This is a genomic window from Devosia sp., assembly GCF_028290625.1.
GTDB lineage: Bacteria > Pseudomonadota > Alphaproteobacteria > Rhizobiales > Devosiaceae > Devosia.
This window is the reverse complement of sequence record NZ_JAQGJM010000036.1, coordinates 1-23580: the sequence shown is the minus strand read 5'-3', so window position 1 is coordinate 23580 and position 23580 is coordinate 1. Positions and strand designations below refer to the sequence as shown.

20 protein-coding genes and 1 pseudogene are annotated in these 23580 nt (G+C 62.7%); 6 read left to right on the top strand and 15 right to left on the bottom strand.

What is annotated here, in order from left to right; translation table 11 throughout:
* The first annotated feature begins 71 nt into the window (after positions 1-71).
* On the top strand, positions 72-641 hold the full coding sequence (locus JWR51_RS19990) for a YcxB family protein (RefSeq protein WP_299751740.1): 570 nt from the start codon (positions 72-74) through the stop codon (positions 639-641).
* Between the two features lie 131 nt (positions 642-772).
* Here JWR51_RS19990 and JWR51_RS19985 read toward each other — a convergent pair whose 3' ends face one another.
* From JWR51_RS19985 to JWR51_RS19965, 5 genes are all read right to left on the bottom strand, one after another.
* Positions 773-1420 (bottom strand): L,D-transpeptidase, encoded by a 648-nt coding sequence (locus JWR51_RS19985; RefSeq protein WP_299751737.1) that lies wholly within the window; start codon positions 1418-1420, stop codon positions 773-775.
* Positions 1421-1555: 135 nt separating this feature from the next.
* Positions 1556-1978 (bottom strand): VOC family protein, encoded by a 423-nt coding sequence (locus JWR51_RS19980; protein ID WP_299751734.1) that lies wholly within the window; start codon positions 1976-1978, stop codon positions 1556-1558.
* Positions 1979-2044: 66 nt separating this feature from the next.
* Positions 2045-4171 carry a polyribonucleotide nucleotidyltransferase gene (gene pnp, locus JWR51_RS19975; protein ID WP_299751731.1) on the bottom strand — a complete coding sequence of 709 codons (2127 nt, stop codon included), beginning with the start codon at positions 4169-4171 and terminating at the stop codon, positions 2045-2047.
* 372 nt (positions 4172-4543) lie between these two features.
* Positions 4544-4813 (bottom strand): 30S ribosomal protein S15, encoded by a 270-nt coding sequence (rpsO, locus tag JWR51_RS19970; RefSeq protein WP_299727505.1) that lies wholly within the window; start codon positions 4811-4813, stop codon positions 4544-4546.
* A 302-nt stretch (positions 4814-5115) separates the two neighbouring features.
* Positions 5116-5310 carry a hypothetical protein gene (locus JWR51_RS19965; protein ID WP_299751728.1) on the bottom strand — a complete coding sequence of 65 codons (195 nt, stop codon included), beginning with the start codon at positions 5308-5310 and terminating at the stop codon, positions 5116-5118.
* A 96-nt stretch (positions 5311-5406) separates the two neighbouring features.
* Here JWR51_RS19965 and miaB point away from each other — a divergent pair, with 96 nt between their 5' ends.
* A complete protein-coding gene (miaB, locus tag JWR51_RS19960; protein WP_299751725.1) occupies positions 5407-6804 on the top strand; it encodes a tRNA (N6-isopentenyl adenosine(37)-C2)-methylthiotransferase MiaB in 1398 nt (465 codons plus the stop codon).
* On the opposite strand, the gene JWR51_RS19955 is transcribed toward miaB, so the two are convergent.
* Complete coding sequence (locus tag JWR51_RS19955) at positions 6801-7487, bottom strand: class I SAM-dependent methyltransferase (RefSeq protein ID WP_299751722.1); 687 nt, start codon at positions 7485-7487, stop codon at positions 6801-6803. The genes miaB and JWR51_RS19955 overlap by 4 nt on opposite strands.
* 300 nt (positions 7488-7787) lie before the next feature.
* Here JWR51_RS19955 and JWR51_RS19950 point away from each other — a divergent pair, with 300 nt between their 5' ends.
* The 4 genes from JWR51_RS19950 to JWR51_RS19935 are packed head-to-tail and all read left to right on the top strand — an operon-like array spanning position 7788 to position 11281.
* Positions 7788-8819, top strand: coding sequence for a PhoH family protein (locus JWR51_RS19950; protein ID WP_299751719.1), 1032 nt, complete (start codon positions 7788-7790; stop codon positions 8817-8819).
* Positions 8816-9289, top strand: coding sequence for an rRNA maturation RNase YbeY (gene ybeY, locus JWR51_RS19945; protein WP_299751910.1), 474 nt, complete (start codon positions 8816-8818; stop codon positions 9287-9289). Before JWR51_RS19950 ends, ybeY begins: the two co-directional genes overlap by 4 nt.
* 48 nt (positions 9290-9337) lie before the next feature.
* Positions 9338-10366 carry a hemolysin family protein gene (locus tag JWR51_RS19940; RefSeq protein ID WP_299751716.1) on the top strand — a complete coding sequence of 343 codons (1029 nt, stop codon included), beginning with the start codon at positions 9338-9340 and terminating at the stop codon, positions 10364-10366.
* Between the two features lie 3 nt (positions 10367-10369).
* Positions 10370-11281: an acetamidase/formamidase family protein gene (locus JWR51_RS19935; RefSeq protein ID WP_299751713.1), complete on the top strand. Its 912-nt coding sequence runs from the start codon at positions 10370-10372 to the stop codon at positions 11279-11281.
* A gap of 248 nt (positions 11282-11529) precedes the next feature.
* Here JWR51_RS19935 and JWR51_RS19930 read toward each other — a convergent pair whose 3' ends face one another.
* The 9 genes and pseudogenes from JWR51_RS19930 to JWR51_RS19890 all read right to left on the bottom strand — a co-directional run.
* Complete coding sequence (locus JWR51_RS19930; protein WP_299751710.1) at positions 11530-12099, bottom strand: NifU family protein; 570 nt, start codon at positions 12097-12099, stop codon at positions 11530-11532.
* Between the two features lie 86 nt (positions 12100-12185).
* Positions 12186-12659 (bottom strand): universal stress protein, encoded by a 474-nt coding sequence (locus tag JWR51_RS19925; protein WP_299751707.1) that lies wholly within the window; start codon positions 12657-12659, stop codon positions 12186-12188.
* Between the two features lie 9 nt (positions 12660-12668).
* The gene (gene trpS / locus JWR51_RS19920; RefSeq protein ID WP_299751704.1) at positions 12669-13700 is read right to left on the bottom strand and encodes a tryptophan--tRNA ligase; all 1032 of its coding nucleotides are present in this window, start codon (positions 13698-13700) and stop codon (positions 12669-12671) included.
* An 80-nt stretch (positions 13701-13780) separates the two neighbouring features.
* Complete coding sequence (gene murJ, locus JWR51_RS19915) at positions 13781-15343, bottom strand: murein biosynthesis integral membrane protein MurJ (protein ID WP_299751701.1); 1563 nt, start codon at positions 15341-15343, stop codon at positions 13781-13783.
* Positions 15344-15499: 156 nt separating this feature from the next.
* On the bottom strand, positions 15500-18304 hold the full coding sequence (locus tag JWR51_RS19910) for a [protein-PII] uridylyltransferase (RefSeq protein ID WP_299751698.1): 2805 nt from the start codon (positions 18302-18304) through the stop codon (positions 15500-15502).
* Positions 18291-20996 carry a DNA mismatch repair protein MutS gene (gene mutS, locus JWR51_RS19905; RefSeq protein ID WP_299751695.1) on the bottom strand — a complete coding sequence of 902 codons (2706 nt, stop codon included), beginning with the start codon at positions 20994-20996 and terminating at the stop codon, positions 18291-18293. Before mutS ends, JWR51_RS19910 begins: the two co-directional genes overlap by 14 nt.
* Positions 20997-21061: 65 nt before the next feature.
* A complete protein-coding gene (locus JWR51_RS19900) occupies positions 21062-21913 on the bottom strand; it encodes a DUF2189 domain-containing protein (protein ID WP_299751692.1) in 852 nt (283 codons plus the stop codon).
* A gap of 180 nt (positions 21914-22093) precedes the next feature.
* Positions 22094-23401, bottom strand: a complete 1308-nt coding sequence (xylA, locus tag JWR51_RS19895) for a xylose isomerase (protein ID WP_299751689.1) — start codon at positions 23399-23401, stop codon at positions 22094-22096.
* Positions 23398-23580, bottom strand: a pseudogene (locus tag JWR51_RS19890) (xylulokinase); the annotation flags it as partial. The gene xylA and the pseudogene JWR51_RS19890, both read right to left, overlap by 4 nt.

The window sequence follows — 23580 nt, the reverse complement described above, 5'->3', positions numbered from 1 at the left end:
CAGCCAGGGTTCATCGCCAGACAATTAGAAGGGCACGGAGCAATCCGTGCCCTTTTTGTTTGAGCCCCGCCATGACCGAAACCGACCTGCCAGCCAGTTTTACTGGCCACTACACCATCACCCGCGATGACTACCTGGCGATGGTCCGGACGCTGGATCAACCACAGCGGGGGGTGCGGACCATTCTCGTCACGGCCTGGATTTCGCTCTTCGTGCTGATTATGGGTTTGATGAGCAAAAACTGGCCGCAGTTTGTGCAGGCCGTGACAGACCTCGTCACCTTCAACGAGGTGCCGTTCTCCGTCTATGGAGTGCTGCTGGCGGGCCTCGTGCTGATCGCACTGATGCCCAACCTGACGCTGCTGCGGGCGATGCGTCTCTACAGGGGCCTGTCCATTGCCGATCAACATGTCGATATCGTCATCGACGAAGCCGGGCTGACGACGTCGGTCCCGGGTCGGAGCTCCCAACTCGAGTGGTCCGTGTTCCGTCGGGTTGTCGTCAAGCCCAAGCACCTTTTCCTCGTGCTCAGCCGGCGGGAGGGCATGGTCGTGCCCCAGCGGGCCTTCTCCAACGCGATAGAATTCGAAGCCGTCAAGGCGCTGGCCCAGCGCAAGATGCCTGCGGCCCAGCCAAAATAGAAAAAGGCCCAGTCCGAAGACTGGGCCTCTGGTGTCCAGGTTATTCCCGCGGGAGCGGAGATCGTCGCTTCGGGTGACTACGGAAGCCGAAACAAAGTTCCCGCTCACGCGGGAATGACCTGGAGATGGGGTTAGCTCTTGACGATGACCTGGGCGCCGGTCGACACGCGGCCATAGAGATCGACAATGTCCTGATTCATCAGGCGGATGCAGCCCGAGGACACGTTGGTGCCGATCGAATAGGGCTCCGTGGTGCCATGCAGGCGGAAATGGGTGTCGCTGCCGCCGCGATAGAGATAGAGCGCGCGCGCGCCGAGGGGATTCTCCAGCCCACCGGGCAGGCCACGCGCATAGGCCGCGTAGCGATCCGGATCGCGGCGGATCATGTTGCCTGTGGGCGTCCAGGTCGGCCATTCGGCCTTGCGGCCAATGCTGGCACGACCCTTGAACTGCAGGGCTTCCTCGCGGCCGACGCCAACGCCGTAGCGCATGGCGGTGCCACCGGCCTGGACCAGGTAGAGGTGATGGCCGGGGGTATCGATGACGATGGTGCCGGGCTTTTCGCCGCCCGTATAGGCGACTTCCTGGCGCCACCACTGCGGATCGACGCGGCGCAGATCGACTGGCGGAATGGCGAAGGGCTCATTGGCGGGGGTCGAATACATCGCCACATATTGTGGGTCGATATGAGGACCTTCGGCGACGCGATTACGACCACCGGTGGCGCAAGCGGCAAGCGTCAGAGGCATTGCGATCATAAAGAGGCGGCGGCTGATCACGTCTCGGTCCTTTGGTAAGCGGTTGTTCTGATTAACTAATGACGTATGCGGCGGCGGGGTGCGTTGTCGAGTGCAAGAAAGCATCACTCGTCAACCGCCCGACTTGGGCCACGCCGGATCGCAACTTTGTGAACGTCAAAGGGGTGTTGCGGCAACAACACGGGGCGATTCGCAGAACCGCAGCAGGTAGCCGTCAGGATCGGCGACCACAAATTGGCGCTGCAGCAGCGCTGATTCGCCCCGCCGATAGCTGCGCACCTCTGGGGGCAACAGCAATGTAACGCCAGCCTCGGCGAGCGCGGTCAGCATAGGATCGAGCGCCACCACGGTGATCTGCAGGTTCAGTCCCTGGCCAAGCGGGGTATCGGGTCCAACAGCGCCGAAAGTGCGCCCTGCGCCGATCTGGTCGAGCATGAGTTGGGCAGCGCCGAGCTGAAGGAAGGCAAAACCCTCTTCGGGGCGCTCGTAGACCACCGCAAAGCCCAGCACGTCGCGATAGAAGCGCAGGCTGGCAGCGCAATTGCGAACAGCCAGTTCTGGTATCAGCGCGTTGAACATCTATCTCTCCCAAACAAAAAAGGCCCGGACATCGCTGTCCGGGCCCGATGCTTGAACGCGTCGAGATTACTCGGCGGCTTCGCCCTGGGCGACTTCCTTGCCGGTCGCCTGATCGACGACCTTCATGGACAGGCGGACCTTGCCGCGCTCGTCAAAGCCCAACAGCTTGACCCAGACCTTGTCGCCTTCCTTGACCACGTCGGTGGTCTTGGCAACGCGGGCTTCGGCCAGCTGGCTGATGTGGACGAGGCCGTCCTTGGCGCCGAAGAAGTTCACGAACGCGCCGAAATCGGCGGTCTTGACGACGGTGCCCTGATAGATGGCGCCGACTTCGGCTTCGTCGGTGATCGAGCGGATCCACTTGATCGCGGCTTCGATCTGCGCGCCATCGCTGGAGGCGATCTTGATCGTGCCATCGTCTTCGATGTTGATCTTGGCGCCGGTCTTTTCGACGATCTCGCGGATCACCTTGCCGCCGGTGCCGATCACTTCACGGATCTTGTCGGTCGGGATCTTCATGGTCTCGATGCGGGGGGCGAACTCGCCGACCTGCGAACGCGACGCCGTGATCGCCTTGGCCATTTCACCCAGGATATGGATGCGGCCGCCCTTGGCCTGCTCAAGCGCGATCTGCATGATCTGCTCGGTGATACCGGCAATCTTGATGTCCATCTGAAGGGACGTAACGCCCTCTTCGGTGCCAGCCACCTTGAAGTCCATGTCGCCGAGGTGATCTTCGTCACCCAGGATATCGCTGAGGACGGCGAACTTCTCGCCTTCCAGGATCAGGCCCATGGCGATACCCGCCACCGGACGCTTCATCGGCACGCCGGCATCCATCAGGGCAAGCGAAGTGCCGCAGACGGTGGCCATCGAGGAGGAACCGTTGGACTCGGTGATCTCCGACACCACGCGAATGGTGTAGGGGAATTCTTCGACCGAAGGACGGATGGGGTTGATGGCGCGCCATGCAAGCTTGCCATGGCCGATTTCGCGGCGGCCCGGGGAGCCCATGCGCCCAGCTTCACCCACCGAATATGGAGGGAAGTTGTAGTGCAGCAGGAAGTTCTGCTTGTAGGTGCCCTCGAGCGAGTCGATGTACTGCTCGTCATCGCCGGTGCCCAGCGTGGCAACGACCAGCGCCTGGGTTTCGCCACGGGTGAAGATGGCCGAGCCATGGGTGCGCGGCAGAACGCCGACTTCCGAAACGATCGGACGCACGGTGGTCAGATCGCGACCGTCGATGCGCAGGCCCGTATCGAGCACGTTCCAGCGGACGACCTTGGCCTGCAGGTGCTTGAACACCGCGCCAACGTCTTCAGCCGAGAGTTCGCCGGCTTCGACGCGAGCGGCAAAATGCTTCTTGGCCACGGCCTTGACGCCGTCAACCGCAGCGTAGCGGTCTTCCTTCTTGGTGATCTTGTAGGCGGCGCGCAGCTCGGCTTCGACAACGCCCAGCATTTCGGTCTCGACAGCGGAGTGATCCTCGGCCTCGAAATCGCGGGCATCCTTGGCGGCCAGTTCGGCCAGCTTGATGATGGCAGCGATGACCTTGCGCGACTCGGCATGGCCGAACATCACGGCGCCGAGCATGACTTCTTCGCTCAGCTCCTGGGCTTCGGATTCCACCATCAGCACGGCGTCGTCGGTGCCGGCCATGACCAGATCGAGCTTGCTATCAGCGCGACGGTCGACGGCGAGGTTGAGGACGTACTTGCCATCCACATAGCCGACGCGGGCAGCGCCGATCGGGCCCATGAAGGGAACGCCCGAAATGGTCAGCGCTGCGGAGGCAGCGACGATCGCCAGCACGTCCGGATTGTTTTCCATGTCGTGCTGGAGAACCGTGACGACAACTTGCGTCTCGTGCTTGTAGCCGGCGGGGAACAGCGGACGGATCGGGCGGTCGATCAGGCGAGACGTCAGGGTCTCGTTCTCGGTCGGACGGCCTTCGCGCTTGAAATAGCCGCCCGGGATCTTGCCGGCGGCGAAGTATTTTTCCTGGTAGTTGACGGTCAGCGGGAAGAAATCGATGCCCGGCTTGGCGGTCTTGGCGCTGACAACGGTGGCCAGCAGCACGGTTTCGCCGAGGGTGGCGAGCACGGCGCCATCGGCCTGGCGGGCGATCTTGCCGGTCTCGAGGGTGAGCGGCTGGCCGCCCCAGTTGAGTTCGACTTTGTGGTGATCAAACATGTGTTTCGTCTTTCCATCTCTGCTGAACAGCCCGGAGCGCGGCGCGTAGCGACCGCGTGACTATTCAGTGTGCCCGCACCGGACAGGCACCCCATGTGCATGTCCCGGCTCAAAATCAGGCACTGTTTCGGCCCGGCGGGCTGACGAAACATGGGCAAGACAACAAGACGCTCCCCGATTTGTCCGGGGTGCCTCACGAAAACCAAAACCAAAAACCTGATTTTGCGAGCGTGAGGCGGTGGAGCGGCCAATAATCCTGCCATGCTCCGGCAATCGCCGGTCTACGCTTCCGCCCACTTGCGCCATTTCATGGCTGGGGCGAAGGCGAATGCGGAGAGTTTCCCCCGCATCCGCAATTCAGAACCGCGTCGACTAGCGACGCAGGCCGAGACGCTCGATCAGGGTCTTGTAACGCGCATCGTCGATCTTCTTGACGTAGTCGAGAAGGCGGCGGCGGGTCGAGACCAGACGGAGCAGACCGCGACGGGAATGGTTATCCTTGGCGTGGCCCTTGAAGTGCTCGGTGAGGTTGGCAATACGTTCCGACAGGATCGCGACCTGGACTTCCGGCGAGCCGGTATCATTGGCCTTGGTGGCGTATTCGCCGATCAGTTCGGTCTTGCGCTCAGCAGTAATCGACATCGGTATATCCTTTCAAAAGAGGATGGGTCGCCCCAGCAGGGATGTCGTCCAGGTGGGGCCGTGAAAACTTCAAGCCCATTGAGCCAAAGTTGGGCTGCATATAGGGCAAAAGGGCCGGGAACGCCAGAATTTATTGAATAGCGGCGAGGCGAGGCAGCGCCGGGCAAAATCCTTCCGCACCACCCGGGTCATTCCCGCGCAGGCGGGAACCTCTGTTTGCGCTGCCCAAAAGAAAACGGAGGTTCCCGCCTGCGCGGGAATGCCTCCGTTTGTGGTCACAACCGGTGGACTGCGACCAGATCTCAATACTTGGCGGTGGGATCGCTCGAGGGGAAACTCTCGTCCAGCGCCTCGTCGGTCTTGTCCCAATTCTTGGGTTTGTCGGCGTGGGAGTCCTTGCCGGCAGGGCGAACCTGCACCGGGGCGTCCTTGGGGCCGGGCTTCTTGCCGTCCTTGAGGGCGGCGGCGCCGGGCGTGGTTTTTTGCGCTTCGGTCATGATGACCTCCTTTGGCTGTCCCTTGGTCAACGGGGCAGCGCCGGCAAGGTTGCGCCAAGCTTTGCGGCCGCCGGGAGTCTCTGGTAAAGAGCGGCCATGACCGAGATTATCGCCAATACCAAGAAGCTGTTCATCAAGACCTACGGGTGCCAGATGAACGTCTATGACAGCGACCGCATGGCCGACGCCCTGGCGCCGCACGGCTATGAGCCGACCGGCGACATCATGAACGCCGACCTGGTGCTGCTCAACACCTGCCATATCCGCGAAAAGGCCTCGGAAAAGGTGTTTTCCGAGCTCGGACGGATGCAGGAACTGCAAAATCTGCGGCGCGCTGCCGGGGCTGACCTGATGATCGGGGTCGCGGGTTGCGTGGCGCAGGCTGAGGGCGAGGAAATCGCCCGGCGTGCGCCGGTGGTCGACATGGTGTTCGGGCCGCAGAGCTATCATCGGCTGCCCGAGATGCTGAGCGAAGCCACATCACGCCGGAGCCTGCATCCCAGCCAAAAGCGGGCAGTGGTGGATACCGATTATCCCGAAGAGGACAAATTCGAGCACCTGCCGGCGGCTTCCAAGGAAGTCACCATCAAGCGCGGGCTGACGGCGTTCCTGACGGTGCAGGAAGGCTGCGACAAGTTCTGCTCGTTCTGTGTCGTGCCCTATACGCGCGGCTCGGAAGTGTCCCGTCCGGTTAACCAAGTGCTAACAGAAGCGCGCAATTTAGTCGCCGCAGGGGTCAAGGAAATCACGCTGCTGGGGCAGAATGTGAATGCCTATCACGGGCTGGACGCCACCGGCCGCACGGTCGGGCTGGGCGAGCTGGCCTTCCTCTTGGCCGATATCGCCGGGCTGGAACGCGTGCGCTACACCACCAGCCACCCGCGCGACATGGACGATGCGCTGATCGCCGCGCACCGCGACCTCGATATCCTGATGCCCTATCTGCACCTGCCGGTACAGTCGGGCTCCGACACCATGCTCAAGGCAATGAACCGGCGGCATACGGCCGCCGAGTATCTACGCACCATCGAGCGGATAAAGACCGCGCGGCCGGACATGGCGCTATCGGGCGATTTCATCGTCGGGTTTCCGGGCGAGACGGATCAGGATTTCGAGGCCACGCTGAGCATTATCCGCGAGGTGGGTTACGCGTCGGCCTATTCATTCAAATATTCCACCCGCCCCGGCACGCCGGGCGCGAACCTGGGCGGCCAGATCGCCGAAGAGGTCAAGACCGAGCGGCTGCATCGGCTGCAGGACCTGGTCAATGCGCAGACCACGGCATTCCATGCCGCCTGCGTCGGCAAGACCATGCCGGTGCTGATCGAGCGGCCCGGGCGGATGCCTGGTCAGGTCGGCGGACGCTCACCTTACCTGCAGGCGGTGCATCTGGACGGGAGCCCGGACCTGATCGGCGCGATCCATCAGGTGGAGATCGTCGGCACCAGCACCAATTCGCTGGTGGGACGGCTCAAAGTGGCGCAGGCGGCCTAAGCGTAGGCCACCCAGCCTTTGAAACTCAGGCCGGCATAGAACAGGCTGACATCGGAAAATCCGGCCTCGCGGAGCAGGGCTTCATCGTCCTCGGGCGACAGGATGGAGAGCCTGGTGCCGATCGCCTGTTTGGCGCTTTCCACATTGGCGGGGTCGGTGCTCCCGAAGGCGACGTGGCGGGCGATCCAGAGGGAGCGCTCGGGCTCGGTTTGCGGAAAACTGATGTGGGCGACCACGAACGGCGAGCCGGGCAGCAGGCGGCGATGGACTTCACGTAGGGTGTGGAGACGCTGGTCCCGAGGCACGAAATGCAGCGTCAGCAGGCAAGTTGCGCCGTCGAATGGGCCGATCGGGGCGGAGTCGATATAGCCCTGCTGCAGGTGGATGCGGTCAGCATGCGGCTCAACGATTTGAGCGGCCATCGCAAGCATGTCGGCCGAGGGGTCGACGCCCACAAAGGTCCAAGCGGGGTGATCGTCGGCGAGGGTCTTTAATTCCAGGCCGCCCCCTGCCCCCAGTACCAGCACTTTACCCTCGGCAGAGACGCGCTCGGCCAGCAGCATCGAGGTCATTCGCTGCAGGCCGGCAAAGCCCGGAACCTGGCGGGGCGGGCCTTCGGCGTAAGATCGTGCATGGCCGGCATTGAAGGCGTTTGCGGCGGGCAAAGCGTCGTCGTTACTCATGTAACACTTATTGTTACAAATGGTCTCTCGGTGTCAAGCCTAGCCTGATTGGCCCCGGCTAGTTGTCGCCGCCGGGTCATTCGAGCATAGCTCTCATGGCCTCCAGCCCTAAAATCGCTCAACTGGAGCGATTTTGCCGCCTTGCGGCCGGGCTGGAGCGTCACAATATTGCTACAGACATGGAACGCAAATCCGCCTAGCCTCTTGAGTCTGACGCGGTGCAAGCCCGCACCGTGTTCCCCCGAGCGCGGGGCAACCCGCGCCACGTCATCGTGGAGCCATTCCAGTTTGAGCAGGCATTTGTCCCCGACCGCAGACAACGCACTCGCATCCCAACTTGAACTCGCTTTTGAAGACAATCGGCTCGCCGCCCAGTTGTACGGCGATTTCGACCAGAACCTGGCCTTGATCGAACAGCGGCTGAAGGTTTCGGCAACCCCGCGCGGCAATCATGTGCTGATCAAAGGCGCTGCAAGCAGCGTCGACCAGGCGCGCCGCGTGCTGGAATCGCTTTATGGCGTCTTGGAAGAAGGCCGATCGGTTGAGATTTCCGACGTCGATGGTGTCATCCGCATGATCGAGACCGAAGACAGCCAGCTCACCCTGCCGACGCTGGAGCGCAAGGGCAAGGTGCGCATGGCCCAGATCGCCACGCGCAAATCCACCGTGGTGGCCCGCACGCCGGCGCAGGACGCCTATATGCGGTCGATGGAGCGCTCCGAACTGGTGTTCGGAGTGGGCCCGGCCGGTACCGGCAAAACCTACCTGGCGGTGGCGCATGCCGCCAGCCTGCTCGAACGCGGCGATATCAATCGCATCATCCTGTCGCGCCCGGCTGTCGAAGCCGGCGAGCGCCTAGGCTTCCTGCCGGGTGACATGAAGGAAAAGGTCGATCCTTACCTGCGCCCACTCTATGACGCGCTTTACGACATGATGAAGCCGGAAAACGTCGAGCGGTGCCTGACCTCAGGCATTATCGAAGTCGCGCCGCTGGCCTTCATGCGCGGCCGTACGCTCGCCAATGCCGTCGTCATCCTCGACGAGGCGCAAAACACCACCTCAATGCAGATGAAGATGTTTTTGACCCGGTTGGGCGAGAACTCGAAAATGATCGTTACCGGCGATCCGACCCAGGTCGATCTGCCGCGCGGCGAGAAATCCGGGCTGGTGGAAGCCGTGGATTTGCTCGACGGCGTCGAGGGCGTGCATATCAGCCGCTTCAACGACAAGGACGTGGTGCGCCACGCTCTGGTTGGGCGCATCGTGCGCGCCTACGAGGCCGATACCGCCCGCAAGGTGAAAGAAAAACTCACCGAGGGAGTGGCGCGCTGACCGCTTCGCCGCTCGATATCGCCGTCATCCGCAACGATGAAGCCTGGCCGGAGGATCTCGATCCTCTGGCCGAGCGCGCCGTGCTGGAAGCGCTCAAGCAGAGCAAGGCCAAGGTCAAGGGCGCGGCGGAACTGTCGATCCTGCTCACCAATGACGAAGAGCAGCACGAGCTCAACAAGCAATGGCGCGGCAAGGATAGCTCGACCAATGTGTTGAGCTTTCCCCAGATCGAACCGTTTGGACCGGTCGTGGGCATCCTGGGCGATATCACGCTAGCGCGCGAAACGCTGGAGCGCGAAGCGGCCGATCTGGACAAGAGTTTTGCCGACCACTTTACCCATTTGGTGGTGCATGGCTTTCTGCATATACTGGGTTATGATCATATGAACGACGAAGAGGCCCTTCAAATGGAGAGCCTCGAAACCCAGATATTGGCTAAGCTGGGGGTGGAAGACCCTTATGCGGACTAAGACCGCCCGATTTTCTGATAGAAAAGCTGCCTCTGGCGGCGTGGAACCATGAACGACAGCGACAGTATGGTGCCGCGCGCACCCGAAAATCCCGAGCCTCCTTCTAGTCCCGCCTCCGCGCCAGCGCGGGGGCAATCGATCTGGAACCGCTTCCGCGCCATGCTGGCCCGCGGCACGGTCTCGTTGCGCGACGACCTGCAGGTGGCCCTCGACGAGCAGGGGAGCGCCGAAGCCGCCGATTTTTCGGAGAGCGAGCGGACCATCCTGCAGAACGTGCTCAAGCTCTCCAACGTGTCGGTTGCCGACGTGATGGTGGAGCGGAGCGACATACAGGCAGCCGGTATTGATATTAACCTAGGCGCTCTGCTGGGGAAGTTCCGCCAGGTCGGGCATTCGCGCATGCCGATCTACGAGGACGGGCTGGATAACATTATCGGCTTCATCCACGTCAAGGACGCACTGCAACGCATCACCGAGCCGGTGACCGATCCGAGCAAGGACATTCCGGTCAAGCTGGTGTCGGCGGCGCTGAAACAGAAAATCAACAGGCTCGACCTGCTGCGCACGGCTATGTTCGTGCCCACCACCATGCCGGTGGGGGATCTGCTGCAATCGATGCGCGCATCGCGCGTGCATATGGCGATCGTGGTGGATGAATATGGCGGCACCGATGGGCTCGTGACCATCGAAGACCTGCTGGAGGCCGTGGTCGGCGATATCGAGGACGAGCACGACGAGCTGGAAGCGGCGTTGATCCGCAAGGTGGGCGCCGATACCTATATCGCTGATGCACGGGCCGAGCTCAGCGATGTGCGCACGCTGATCGGGCCGGATTTCGATCCGGGCGAATTTGGCGACGAGGTCGACACGATTGGCGGGCTGGTGTTCGATCTGGCTGGCCATGTGCCCAAGCGCGGCGAAAAGGTGACGCGGCTCGAGGGTTTTGAATTCGAAGTGCTGGCGGCCGATAGCCGGCGCATCAAGCGGCTGCGCATTCGCCGTAAGTCGGGCGTAACCGAAACGCTGGCAATCACCGACCAGCGCAGCGACAGCGAAAAAGCGGCGGCAGCGGAGTAGACCATGACCTTGCATCGGCTGGAACCCAGCGTATGGCACAATGTGCTGGGGACGCTGCCGGCGGCCTTGACCATTGCGGATGGCGACAGCGTGGTCACGCAGACGCTGGACGCGGCCGGGCTCGACAAGGACGGGATCAGCCGCGCCCACGGTCCCAATCCGATGAACGGGCCGATTTTTGTTGCCGGCGCGCAGCCGGGCGATGCGCTGTGCGTCAAGATCGTACGGATGACGCCGATCCGGGACCGCGGCTGGACCCGCGCGGTACTGGCCGGGAACGTGGTCGATCCGGAACGCGTGCGGACTTTGCCATCGCCGGATCGGGTGCAATGGATTATCGAGAACGGCACGGCGCGGCTGGAGCAGCCGGTGGCCGGACTCGAGCATCTGGTGTTGCCGCTGGAGCCAATGATTGGCTGCTTCGGGGTGGCGCCAAAACTGGGGCAGGCATTTTCGACCGCCACCAGCGCCGAGAACGGCGGCAATATGGATTACCGCGGCTTTGGGCCGGGCACGACTGTGTGGTTTCCGGTGGCGGTGCCCGGTGCGCTGTTTTTCCTCGGCGATTGCCACGCCATCCAGGGCGATGGCGAGATCGTCGGCAACGGGGTGGAGACGGCGTTCGAGGTCGAAGTGCGGCTGAGCGTGGTCAAGGCGCGCAAGCAGGTCTGGCCGCGCGGCGAGACGGCCGATGCGATCTTCACCGTGGGCAATGCACGCCCGCTCGAACAGGCGCTACAGCATGCGACGACCGAAATGATGGACTGGCTGGTGGCCGATTATGGGCTGAGCGCCACGGCGGTGAGCCATCTGCTAGGGCAGGTGGTGCGCTACGAAGTCGGCAATGTGTTCGATCCGGCCTATACGATGGTGTGCAAGGTCGAGAAGAAGTGGCTGCCGCCACGCTCAGTTTAGCTTAGCTCGGCTGCATCCATATCTACAGTCACAGCCACACCCACGCGCAGACAGCCACAGCCGCAGCCACACCCACGATCTGTCCCCGGACTTGATCCGGGGATCACTTTCCGCTTGTGCCGTGTTGAGAGTGGCCCGCGGATCAAGTCCGCGGGAAGATCAGTGGGTGGGTGAGAGCGAGACAAAGCAAAAAAGCCCGGAGCGATCCGGGCTTTTGTAGCATGGCGATGACGTGGCAGATGAGGCGATCAGACCTGCTGCACGGCTTCGACGCCGGGGACGAAATGGCGGAGCAGGTTTTCGATGCCGTTCTTGAGCGTCGCGGTCGAGGAGGGGCAACCAGAACATGCACCCTGCATGTGCAGGAACACGGTGCCTTCCTTATAGCCCTTGAAGATGATGTCGCCGCCGTCCATCGCCACCGCTGGGCGGACGCGCGTCGACAGCAATTCCTTGATCACTTCGACGGTTTCGCTGTCTTCGGGTTCGAAGAATTCTTCGCCGCCATAGGTTTCCTCGGCCACGCCCGAGGTGTTTTCCATGATCACCGGCTTGCCGGAGAGGAAATGGTCCATGATGACGCCCAAAATGGCGGGCTTGATATGGGCCCAATTGGTGTCGTCCTTGGTCACCGAGATAAAATCGGAGCCCAAGAACACGCCACTGACGCCGGAAATGGCGAACAGGCCCATCGCCAGCGGCGAGATGGCAGCGGCTTCCGGATTGCGGAAATCGCGCGGTTCACCTTCAAGCACGTCGCGGCCGGGCAGGAACTTCAGGGTCGCCGGATTGGGCGTGGCTTCGGTCTGAATGAACATGGACGTATCCTCGCGGCAAGGGCGCGGTAAGAATTAGAATGCTTCTAAAATAGTGTTTTTGGGCGCGGAAGCAAGGGGGATTCGGCCTAGCAGATGGCGATGATTTCCTCATCGGTCATGCGGCCGGGCACGATGGTGAGTGGGATGGGCAAGGCGTTGGCGCGGTTGGCGAAATGCAGCACCAGTGGGCCGGGGCCGTCGGCGGAGACGGAGGCCGCGAGCGCCAGGATGGCAATATCGCGGTCTTCGCCGATGACCCGCTCGATCTGCTCGGCCGCGTCACCCTCTCGAATGACCGATTCCACCTTGATGTCGCCGATGTCCCTGAGACGGGCTAGGCGCACGTCGAGATTGCGTTCGGCCTCCTCGACGGCCTCGGCGCGCAGCACATCCTCGACGCCCAGGCCGACAAAGCCGGGGGGCTCCACGACGCTCATCAGCACGACCGTGCCGCCGGTGCGCTTGGTGCGGTAGGCCGCAAAGGTCAGGGCGCGGTCGCATTCGGGCGTTTCGTCGATGACGACAAGGAATTTGCGCCGGTATTCGCTGTGTTCGACCACGGAAAACTCCTACCGAATGAAGCCGACGATGCGGCGAACTTCGTCCATTGTGGGTTGGGCAATGGCGCGAGCACGCGCGGCGCCGTCGCGCAGGATGCGATCCATCTCGCCGCGATCGCCGACCAGACGCTGCATCTCGCCCGCGATGGGCGCCAGCACCGAGACAGCCAGATCGGCCAGTGCCGGCTTGAACGCGCCCCAGCCCTTGCCGCCGAACTCGATGAGAACGTCATCGACCGAGCGGTTGGAGAGCGCGGCGAAGATGCCGACGAGGTTTTCGGCCTCGGCCCGGCCGGCGAGACCATCGGCGGTTTCCGGCAGCGGCGCGGCGTCGCTGGTGGCGCGCTTGATCTTCTTGGCGATCGTATCGGCATCGTCCATCATATAGATCGTCGACATGTCGGAGGCGTCCGACTTGCTCATCTTGCGCGCACCGTCCTTGAGGCTTTTCACGCGCATGGCGGGTCCAGTGGCCAGCGTTTCGGTGATCGGGAAGTAATCTTCGTCGAACCCCAAATCCTTGATCTGCTTGCGGAAATCGTGATTAAACTTCTTGGCGATATCGCGCGTCAATTCCAGATGCTGCTTCTGGTCATCCCCAACCGGCACGCCGGTGGTTTTATAGAGCAGGATATCGGCGGCCATCAGCGACGGATAAGCGAACAGGCCCAGCGAAACATTCTCGCTGTTTTCGCCGGATTTGTCCTTGAACTGGGTCATCCGCTCCATCCAACCCACGCGGGCGACGCAGTTGAAAATCCAGCTCAGCTCGGCATGCTCCATCACCTGGGACTGGTTGAAGATGATCGATTTGCTGGGATCGAGGCCGGAGGCGATATAGGCCGCGGCGATCTCATAGGTCCAACGCTTGAGGTCTTCGGGGTCCTGCCACACGGTGATGGCGTGCATATCGACCACGCAATAGAGGGTTTCATGGGTTTCCTGCAGCGGCACGAAGCGGCGAATGGCGCCGAGATAATTGCCCAGATGCAGATCGCCGGAGGGTTTGATGCCCGAAAAGACGCGTGGGGTAAAAGCCATGAAAGTGAGCCTAGCAGTTCAGAAAAAGTCGGTTGCGACTATTTAGCAGTCGCCTAGCCGTTCACAAGCCTGGATTGCGATTAGCCCGCCCGGCGCAGGCGCCGAAGCAGCAGGCCGAGCGGCTGGGCGCCGGAGATGTGGATCAGGGTGAAATACAGCGCCATGCCGAACACCACCAACGCGGCAAGAACGCTGGCCTGGATATAGATCGGGTTGCCGGTGGCCAGCAGGTGAGCGCCGCGCACGCCGAAGAGATAGAGCACGCCGCCCATCAGCAGGCTGATGGCGATGATCTTGATGTGATTGCGCCACTCGTCGCGGGTGAGGGCGAAATGGCCGCGAACGGCGAGAAAGACTGCGAGCAGGATCGCATTGAGCCAGGCTGCGATGGTGGTGGCCAGGGCGATGCCCACATAGGTCAGGCTGGGGAACAACCAGAGCGACAGGCCGATATTGGCGACGACCGAAATGCCGGCGAAAATCGTCGGCGTCATGGTGTCCTTGCGCGAAAAATAGCCGGGCTGCAGCACGCGGATCAGCACATAGGCGGGCAGGCCGATCGCGAACCCGATCAGAGCCTGGGACACGGCAATGGTATCGGCAGGAGTGAACAGGCCGCGCTCGTAAAGCACGCGCACGATGGGCGTGGCGAGGCCGATCAGGGCCGTGGCTGCGGGCATGGAGAGCAGCATGGAGAGCAGCAGTGACTGGCTCTGGCTGGAGCGCGCCTCCCGGTCACGGCCGGCACCGATATGGCGGCTGAGTTCGGGCAGCAGCACGGTGCCGATGGCGATGCCAACGATACCCAACGGCAACTGGTAGAGCCGATCGGCCAATCCCAGAATGGCGATAGCGCCCGAGGCGCCCGACGCGATCGTGGTGCCGACGATGATGTTGATCTGGGTGATGCCGCCGGTCAAAATTGCCGGAATGGCCAAGATCCAGAAGCGACGCACTTCGGGATCGAAACGCGGCAGGCCGATACGCGGCACGAAGCCGGCGCGGCGGATGGCCCAATAGACCAGCATCAACTGCGCAATGCCGCCCAGCATGGTGGCGATGGCGACCCAGAAGGCGGTATCGGCGGGATTGTCCAGCGCAATGATGGCCAAGGGGACGAGCGCGGCGATGTTGACGATGTTCAGCAGGATTGGCGCGAAGGCGGCGGCGAAGAAGCGGCCCAGCGTGTTCAAAATGGCCCCATAGGCTGCCATCAGCGACATGCAGGCGAGGTACGGAAACATGATGCGGGTGAGGAACACGGTCAGTTCGAACTTGTCCGGATCGTCGACGAAGCCGGGCACGAAGAACACGGTGATCTGCGGCATGAAGATTTCGAACAGGATGGTGATGATCAGGATGGCGGTGACCAGCCAGCTCATGATCTTGGCGGCGAGCAATTTGGCCGACTCGGCGCCGTCGCGCTCCAGCGCGGTCGAGAACATCGGCACGAAGGCGGTGTTGAAGGCCCCTTCGGCAAACAGGCGCCGGAACAGGTTGGGAAAGCGGAAGGCGGCCGCGAAGGCGTCGGCGGCGGGGCTGGTGCCGAGCACGGCGGCCATCAGGGCGTCGCGGGCGAAGCCGAAAACGCGGCTGCCCAGGGTCAGAACGCCAACATTGATGAAGTTGCGGTAGAGGCTCATGGGAGCATCGCGCCACGCCCTCGTGGTTCGAGGCTCGCGAAGTGCTCGCACCTCACCATGAGGGCTACTTCAGAAGCGGCGTTTCCAGTAGTCCTCATGGTGAGGCGGGAGCGCAGCGACCCTCGAACCACGAGGGCGTGGCACAGAGTGGGCATATCACCCATTGACGACCTTCGCGCGCTCTTCGGCGGGCTTGGCGTGGAATACGGCCATCAGGGCGTCGTGGATTTTGCGCTGGCGGGGCTTGCTGGCGATTTTCTGGCCGGTCAGGTCGGTGACGTAGAAAACGTCGACGGCCTTTTCGCCATAGGTGCCGATATGGGCCGAGCCAATGGTGAGATTGAGATCGGAAATTTCGCGGGTCAGCGCGTGCAGGAGACCGGTGCGGTCAAGGCCCGAGACCTCGATGACGGTGAACTTTTCCGATAACGCATTGGAGACGCTAACCTGCGCCGGCAGCGCGAAGGGTTTTAGGCGGCGGTTGTGGCGCGAATCCTTGCCCAGATCGATCAGGATGGTGCGCTTGCCCTGCAGGAGCTGCTTGACCGTATCGATGATGCGGGTGGCGCGGACCTTTTCGTCCTCGTCCGACGCGAAGGCGCGGCGCAGGCGGAACGTGTCGATGGCGCGGCCGTCGCGGGTGGAGAAAATCTGCGCCCCAATGATAGATGCATCCTGCATGGTACAGGCACCGGCGATCAGCGACAGCAGGCGGGGGTGATCCGGCGTATAGAACGAAACCTCGGTAATGCCCTCGAAGGCCTTGATGCGGATCGAGCCGGCAAAGGGCTGGTCGGCCATATCGGCATGGCGGATCATGCGGGCATGTTCGACCTGCAATTCCGGCTCGGCACGCAGCCAGTAGTGATCGTAATGGCGCGCCGTATAGGTGGCGATATCGGCGGGTGACCATCCGTCGAGCGCCTGGGCCAGTTCGTGGCGGGCGGCGCCGATGCGGTCGGACTGGGTGACTTGGGAATGGCCGCCCGACAGCAGCGGCTCGGTGGCGTAGTAGAGCGCGCGCAGCAGGCTGCCCTTCCAGCCGCTCCAGACGCCCGGCCCAACGGCGCGGATATCGCAGGCCGTCAGGATCATCAGCAGGGCCAGGCGTTGCGGCGATTGCACCACATCGGCAAAGGCTTTGGCGGTTTCGGGGTCCTGGATATCGCGGGCTTGGGCGATTTCACTCATCAGCAGGTGATATTCGATCAGCCAGGAAACGGTATCGGTTTCGGCGGCGCTGAGGCCGAAGCGCGGGCACAGCTTCTTGGCGATGCGGGCGCCGGCAATGGAGTGATCTTCGGGGCGACCCTTGGCGATATCGTGCAGGAACAGTGCCACATAGAGCAGGCGCGTATCGTTGAGCTGGGGCAGCAATTCGTGGGTCAGGGGCAGTTCGTCGCGCAACCCGCCATTGGCGATCTGGGCCATGACGCCGACGGCGCGGATCAGATGCTCGTCCACTGTATAGTGGTGGTACATGTTGAACTGCATCAGGGCGACGATCTTGCCGAAATCGGGCACGAACTTGCCGAGTACGCCGCTTTCGTTCATCTGGCGCAGGATGCGCTCGACCGAGAGCGGGGCGGTCAGGATGGTCAGGAAATAGCTGTTGGCCTTGGGATCGTGGCGCAGATTGTTGTCGATCAGGGCCAGCGAGCGGGTGATTTCCTTGATCGCATCGGGATGGAACAGCAGTTCTTCGCGACCCGCCACCAGAAACATCTTGATCAGATTGATGGGGTCTTTTTCGAACACGTCCGGCCGGGCGATGTTGAGGCGGCCGGTATCCAGGACGAAATCGGTCTCGCCCTTAATCTTGGATTTACCCGAGCGGAACGGCGCGAAGACGCGGCCGATCAGGTCCATGTCCTTGGCGTGGTTGAATTCGAGGCTGGCGCAGAAAATGCGGGTCAGGTCGCCGACATCCTTGGCGACCAGGAAATAGCGCTTCATGAAGCGCTCGACGCCCAGCATGCCGACACGCTCGGCATAGCCCATGCGCTGGGCCAGGTCTGGCTGCACGTCGAAGGTCAGCTTGTCCTCGGCGCGGTTGGTGAGGAAATGCAGGTGGCAGCGCACCGCCCACAAAAAGTCCTCGGCGCGCGAGAACAGGCGATATTCGGCGGTGCTGAGCACGCCCTTGGCGATCAGCTCATGGCTGGTCTTGACCTGGTAGAAATATTTGCCGATCCAGAACAGGGTATTGAGATCGCGCAGCCCGCCCTTGCCGTCCTTGATATTGGGCTCGACCACATAGCGGGTATTGCCCATGATGCGGTGGCGTTCGTCGCGCTCGGCCATCTTGGCGGCAATGAATTCGGGCCCGGTGCGGGGCATGATTTCGGTTTCGAAGCGATGCACGAGCTGCTTGAACAGGCCCATTTCGCCGGTCAGGAAACGCGCTTCGAGCGTCGCGGTGCGCACGGTCATATCGGCGCGGGCCATGCGGATGCACTCGTCGACCGAACGCACGGCGTGGCCGACTTTCTGGCCCAAGTCCCACAGCATGTAGAGGATATATTCGGTGACCTGCTCGCCCCAGGGCGTCTGCTTGTAGGGCAGGATGAACAGCAGATCGATATCGGAGCCGGGGGCCAGGGTGCCACGGCCGTAACCGCCGACGGCGGCCAGCGCGATGGCTTCGGCGCCGGAGGGATTATCGACCGGATAGACGCGGCGGATGGCGAACTGATGCACCGCCGAGATGATTTCGTCTTGTGCCGAGGACAGGTTCTCGGCGCAGCGGGTGCCCTTGCTGGTAGCCAGCAATTCGGCTTCGGCACTCTTGCGGGCATCGGCCAGGGTCTGGCGGATATGGGCGAGCACCAGAGCGCGCGCGGCGGCGCTCTTGGGGGGCTCGGCGCCGATCAGGGCATCAAGCTCCTCCAGGATGGTGGACGCGGATTTCAGCGCGAACTGGGGTTTTCGCGGTTTGACGTCAGCTTCAGCGAGCGGCATCGCGGATTTTCTTCAACTCGTAGATCAGCTCGATGGCTTGCTTGGGGGTCATTTCGTCAGGTCGGACGGCGTCGAGCTTTTCGGCAACGGGGTCGGTCGCGGCTTTGACCGGGGGAGGCCGGTGCGCAAACAACGGCAAATCGTCTAGCACGGCAGCGTTGCTGCCGGAAGAGGCAGTGCCCGCCGAGCGCTGCTCCAGCACGGCAAGTACCTGGCGAGCACGGGCCAAAACGGGCTCCGGCAGGCCCGCGAGGCGGGCAACCTGAATGCCATAGCTACGATCGGCGGCACCGGCGCTCACTTCGTGCAGGAAGACGACATCGCCCTCCCATTCTCGCACCTTCATGGTGACGTTCGATACCCGGCTCAAGCTCTTTTGAAGCGAGGTCAATTCGTGGAAATGGGTCGCGAACAGGGCGCGACAGCCGGTGGTTTCGTGCAAGGCCTCGACGGCCGCCCAGGCGATGGAGAGGCCATCAAAGGTGGCCGTGCCGCGGCCGATTTCGTCGAGAATGACCAGGCTCCGCCGGGTGGCACGGTTGAGGATGGCAGCGGTTTCGACCATTTCCACCATAAAGGTGGAACGGCCATGGGCAATATCGTCGCTGGCCCCGACGCGGGAAAAAACGCGGTCGATGACGCCGATATGGGCTGAGGATGCGGGCACGAAACTGCCCATCTGCGCGAGGATCGCGATCAGCGCGTTCTGGCGCAGGAAGGTGGATTTACCACCCATATTCGGGCCGGTGACGAGCCAGAGGCGGCCACCGCCAATGGCGTCGGAGCCGCTGAGGTCCGCATCATTGGCCACGAAGCTGTGACCTTCGGCCGCGACCATGTCCTCGACGACCGGGTGGCGGCCGGCACGGATATCGAAGGCAAGGGAATTGTCGATTTCGGGGCGGGCATAATTTCGGGTAGCGGCGAGGTGGGCGAGGCCGGCCGTGACGTCGAGTTCGGCCAGGGCGTCAGCCAGTTCGCGCAGCGCATCGGTACGGGCCAGCACGGCGGCGCGCAGGCTAGCAAAAATCTTGAGTTCGAGATCGAGCGCGGCCTCATGGGCGCGGGCAATGTGGCCTTCCAGATCGGCGAGTTCCGCCGTGGTGAAGCGCATGGCGTTGGCCAGCGTCTGGCGATGGATGAACGTTTGGCGCAGCGGCTCTTCGAGCAGGCGCGATCCGTGGCCGGCGGGGACTTCGACGAAATAGCCCAGAACGCCGTTATGGCGGATCTTGAGCGAACGGACTTCGGTCTCGTCGATTAGCCTCGATTGCAGGGCAGCCACGACCTCGCGGGTTTCGCTGGCGAGGGCGCGTTCAGCATCGAGTTTGCCGTCATAGCCCTTGCGCACGAACCCGCCGTCGCGAGCGAGCAAGGGGGGCTCGTCGTCGATGGCGAGGGCCAATTCGGAGGCCAGATCGAGCGGGGCAGCGGCCAGACAATCGGCCAAGCGCTGCAGGATCGGCGAAAGCTCCCCAATGCGCTCGAAATGCGCACTCAATGCTAACGAGGCGCTAACGGAATTGCCGATTGCGGCAAGGTCGCGCGGGCCGCCACGATCGAGCGCCAGCCGGGTCAGCGCGCGGGCCAGATCGGGCACCATCTTGAGATCGGCACGCAATCGAGCGGCCAGCAATCCATTATCAACCAGCACGCCGACCGCATCGAGGCGGTGATTGATCTCCGCGGCATCGCAGAGCGGAGCGGCCAGCCGGGTCGCCAGCAGGCGTGAACCGGGCCCGGTGACAGTTAGGTCGATCGCATCGCGCAGCGAGCCCTTGGACTGGCCGCGCTGAGTGACAAGGATTTCGAGTGACGAGCGTGTCGCCTGATCGATCGCCATATGCGGGGCCGCATAAGCATCGGAAGGCGGCCGCAAAGCCACGGGAGCCAAGCCTTTTTGCGATTCGCGCACATAGGCGACCAGCGCGCCCAGAGCCGCGCGGGCGGCGCGGGTGAGCACGGTAGGATCATAGAGATCAGCGGGGAAGGTCGCCCGGAGCTGGGCTAAAGCTGCTTCACTATCAAAGACTTCGGCCGGCACCAGCGACAGCACGGCGGCAATGGAGGGGGGTAGCAGATGGCGCTCGCGCAGGGTGGTGCGCGTCGCCTCGGTCATCAGCAGTTCGGCCGGATCGATGCGGGCCAGCTCGTCCTGCAAGGCTTCGGCGCTCAGATCGAGGCAGGCGGTTTCGCCGGTCGAGACATCGGCCCAGGCGAGGGCGAAATCGGTATCGCCATGGCGCACCATGGCAAGAGCCGCCAGATAATTGGAGGACCGGGCCTGGAGGTGATCATCCTCGGTCAGCGTGCCGGGCGTGATCAGGCGGACGACGTCGCGCTTGACCACCGACTTGCCGCCGCGCTTCTTGGCTTCGGCGGGGTCCTCGACTTGCTCGCATAGCGCCACCCGATGACCGAGGCGGATCAGCTTGTTGAGATAATCATTGGCGGCATGAATGGGCACGCCGCACATGCGGATATCCTGGCCCAAGTGCTTGCCACGCTTGGTCAAAACGATGCCCAGGGCCGCGCTGGCGATCTCGGCGTCCTCGAAGAACAGCTCGTAGAAATCGCCCATGCGATAGAACAGCAGATAGCCCGGATTGACGGCCTTGATCTCGAAATACTGCGCCATCATCGGCGTCAGCACCAAGGGCTCGGCGGGGGGATCGAAAGGCGTCTGGTCCATCAAATTCTCGGCCACCGCGGGGAAGCCGAGAACTTAGGGGCTTGGGGCGCAGAATCCAACAGCGGTCAGGCGGTTTTTCCCGGTTTCATGGCACGGCCGCGGCGCACTGGCATGGTGGCGGCCTCCGGCTCGATGACCTTGCGGTAGAGATGCCAAGTGGCATGGCCGAAAATCGGGATGACGACGGCGAGGCCGACAAACAAAGGGATCGAGCCCAGCACCAGGCCGATCGCGACGATCAGGCCCCAGAGCGCCATCTGTAGCGGGTTCTTGATGACAGCGCGGAACGAGGTTTCGACCGCCGCGGCTGCCCCCACATCGCGGTCGAGCAGCAAGGGAAAAGCCACTACGGTCGTGCAGAGAGTGATCACCGCGAACGCCAGGCCGATGAGATTGCCGACGATGATAAGGGTCCAGCCCTGCGGCGTGGTCAGGATTTGCTGCACCAGCACATCGATAGTCATGGGTGGAGCCGAGCCGAACAGGCTTTCGTAAAGGCTTTGCGCCGCCGTCAGCCACAGAGTGAAGACGACGAAGAGCATCACGCCGACCGCAAAGATGGAGCCGATAGCCGGCGAGTGCAGCACGGCGAAGGCGTGTTGCCAGGAGGTATCGAGGCCCTGTTCGCGCCGCCGGCTGATTTCATAAAGGCCGAGCGCGGCGATAGGCCCGATCAGCGCGAAGCCGCCCAGCAACGGATAGAGCAGGGGCCAAGTGTAATAGCCCGAAGCCCATACCGTCAGCACGATAGCGACCGCGGGATAGATCAGGGCCAGCAGTACCATGTGGGACGGTTTTTCCCAGAAATCGGCCATGCCGAGGCGCAGACTGTCGATCAGGTCGGCAGTGTGAATTTTGCGAATGGTGGGGTGGGCCAGCCTTTCGGTGGTGCCGCCGATGACGTGAAAATTGGCCATTATGATTCTCCGCTACCAAAGGGTGCAGAGCCCATTCGCCGGACCGGGCATTGGAGTTACAGGGCGGTCGGGCGAACGCTGATCTGCATCTGAGACAAGCATAAAACAGATGCGGCGTTTTGTCGCCCCCGGTCGGGGAATTGTGAACCGGCCGCCTGCGGGGCGGCCGGTTCAGTTCGATCAGACGAAGCGGTTGATCAGGTTTTCGAGGTATTCCTGCTGGCCGGAGCGGGGCTGCGGGTTGATGTTTTGCGCATCGACACGGGCAGCGAGATCGGCGAGCGAGACCTTGCCCTCGAGGATCGCCTTGCCGTCGGGCGTGTTCCAGCCGGCATAGCGCGCATCCAAGGTTTTGTCGTAGGTGCCGTCGGTGATCAGGGCCGCCGCCGCCTTGAGCGAGCGGGCCAGCACGTCGAGGCCGCCGATGTGGCCATGCAGCAGGTCGGCCGGATCGATCGACTGGCGGCGCACCTTGGCATCAAAATTCCAGCCGCCGGAGTTGAGTCCGCCAGCCTTGAGGATCTGGTAGAAAGCCAGCGTCGTGTCCGGCACCGAATTGGGGAACTGGTCGGTATCCCAGCCGGACTGGATATCGTTGCGGTTGGCGTCGACCGAACCCAGGATGCCGAGCGAAGCGGCCAGAGCCAGTTCATGTTCAAAAGTGTGGTTGGCGAGGAAGGCGTGGCCGACCTCGATATTGCACTTCACGTCTTTTTCCAGGCCATACTTCCGAAGGAAGCCATAGACCGTGGCGACGTCGAAATCGTACTGATGCTTGGACGGTTCCTGCGGTTTTGGCTCGATCAGGATCTGGCCCTTGAAGCCGATCTTGTGGGCATGCTCGATGACGAGATGCAGGAAGCGGCCCATCTGGTCCTGTTCCTGGCCGATCTTGGTATTGAGCAGGGTTTCATAGCCCTCGCGGCCGCCCCAGAGCACGTAATTGGCGCCGCCCAGTTCGTGGGTCAGCTCCAGCACGTTCTTCACCTGGCCGGCGGCGTAGGCGAACACATCCGGATCGGGATTGGTCGCGGCGCCCGACATGTAGCGGCGATTGGAGAACAGGTTAGCGGTGCCCCAGAGCAGCTTGGTGCGGCTCGACTGCATCTTCTTGGCAAAAATATCGCCGATGACGCGGACATTGCGGTTGGATTCGGCCAGCGTCTCGCCTTCGGGGGCGATGTCGGCGTCGTGGAAGCAGAAGAACGGAATATCGAGCAGGTCGAACAGCTCGAAGGCCACGTCGGCCTTGATCTTGGCGCCCTCGAGGCCCTTGTCATACCAGGGACGATCGAAAGTGCGGCCGCCGAACGGGTCGCCGCCTTCCCAGGCGAAGGTGTGCCAGTAGGCGATGGCCGGGCGGATATGCTCTTCCATCGTCTTGCCGAGGACGACTTCGTCCTTGTTGTAGTGCCGGAAGGCCAGCGGATTGGAGGAGCTCGGCCCCTCGAACTTGACGGGCGAAATACCCTTGAAGAAATCGGTCACGTGCGGGCCTCCTCGATGGCGGGATAGAGCGCGCGATAGCGCGCATATTGGTCGGAATAGGCGGCAGTCAGGGCGCGGTCGGGTGTGATCAGCCGCTCGATGCCCGGCATGGTCATGATCTCGGCAGGGTCTGCGCCCTCGGCGGCACAGAGGCCGAGGCGGGCGACGCCGAGCGCGCC